Annotated in this window: 1 rRNA gene; it reads left to right on the top strand. The window is 52.7% G+C overall.

Going from position 1 to position 1,537, the window contains the following annotated elements:
- Positions 1 to 5 precede the first annotated feature (5 nt).
- A 16S ribosomal RNA gene (locus ACESTR_RS15555) occupies positions 6 to 1,529 on the top strand.
- Positions 1,530 to 1,537: the final 8 nt, after the last annotated feature.

Consider the following 1,537-nt stretch of genomic DNA (forward strand, 5'->3'; position numbering starts at 1 on the left):
TTTATACAATGGAGAGTTTGATCCTGGCTCAGGATGAACGCTAGCGGCAGGCTTAACACATGCAAGTCGAGGGGCAGCACGAGGTAGCAATACTTTGGTGGCGACCGGCGCACGGGTGCGTAACGCGTATGCAACCTACCTTTAACAGGGGCATAACACTGAGAAATTGGTACTAATTCCCCATAACATTCGAGAAGGCATCTTCTTGGGTTAAAAACTCCGGTGGTTAAAGATGGGCATGCGTTGTATTAGCTAGTTGGTGAGGTAACGGCTCACCAAGGCAACGATACATAGGGGGACTGAGAGGTTAACCCCCCACATTGGTACTGAGACACGGACCAAACTCCTACGGGAGGCAGCAGTGAGGAATATTGGTCAATGGACGCAAGTCTGAACCAGCCATGCCGCGTGCAGGAAGACGGCTCTATGAGTTGTAAACTGCTTTTGTACTAGGGTAAACGCTTCTACGTGTAGGAGCCTGAAAGTATAGTACGAATAAGGATCGGCTAACTCCGTGCCAGCAGCCGCGGTAATACGGAGGATCCAAGCGTTATCCGGATTTATTGGGTTTAAAGGGTGCGTAGGCGGTTTGATAAGTTAGAGGTGAAATACCGGGGCTCAACTCCGGAACTGCCTCTAATACTGTTGAACTAGAGAGTAGTTGCGGTAGGCGGAATGTATGGTGTAGCGGTGAAATGCTTAGAGATCATACAGAACACCGATTGCGAAGGCAGCTTACCAAACTATATCTGACGTTGAGGCACGAAAGCGTGGGGAGCAAACAGGATTAGATACCCTGGTAGTCCACGCAGTAAACGATGATAACTCGTTGTCGGCGATACACAGTCGGTGACTAAGCGAAAGCGATAAGTTATCCACCTGGGGAGTACGTTCGCAAGAATGAAACTCAAAGGAATTGACGGGGGCCCGCACAAGCGGAGGAACATGTGGTTTAATTCGATGATACGCGAGGAACCTTACCCGGGCTTGAAAGTTAGTGACGATTCTGGAAACAGGATTTCCCTTCGGGGCACGAAACTAGGTGCTGCATGGTTGTCGTCAGCTCGTGCCGTGAGGTGTCGGGTTAAGTCCCATAACGAGCGCAACCCCTACCGTTAGTTGCCATCAGGTCAAGCTGGGCACTCTGGCGGGACTGCCGGTGTAAGCCGAGAGGAAGGTGGGGATGACGTCAAATCAGCACGGCCCTTACGTCCGGGGCTACACACGTGTTACAATGGTAGGTACAGAGGGCCGCTACCCCGTGAGGGGATGCCAATCTCGAAAGCCTATCTCAGTTCGGATCGGAGGCTGAAACCCGCCTCCGTGAAGTTGGATTCGCTAGTAATCGCGCATCAGCCATGGCGCGGTGAATACGTTCCCGGGCCTTGTACACACCGCCCGTCAAGCCATGGAAGCTGGGGGTGCCTGAAGTTCGTGACCGCAAGGAGCGACCTAGGGCAAAACCGGTGACTGGGGCTAAGTCGTAACAAGGTAGCCGTACCGGAAGGTGCGGCTGGAACACCTCCTTTCTGGAGAG

The sequence above is a fragment of the Alistipes sp. DJF_B185 genome, assembly GCF_964250025.1.
In the GTDB taxonomy this organism is placed as follows: Bacteria; Bacteroidota; Bacteroidia; order Bacteroidales; family Rikenellaceae; genus Alistipes; species Alistipes finegoldii.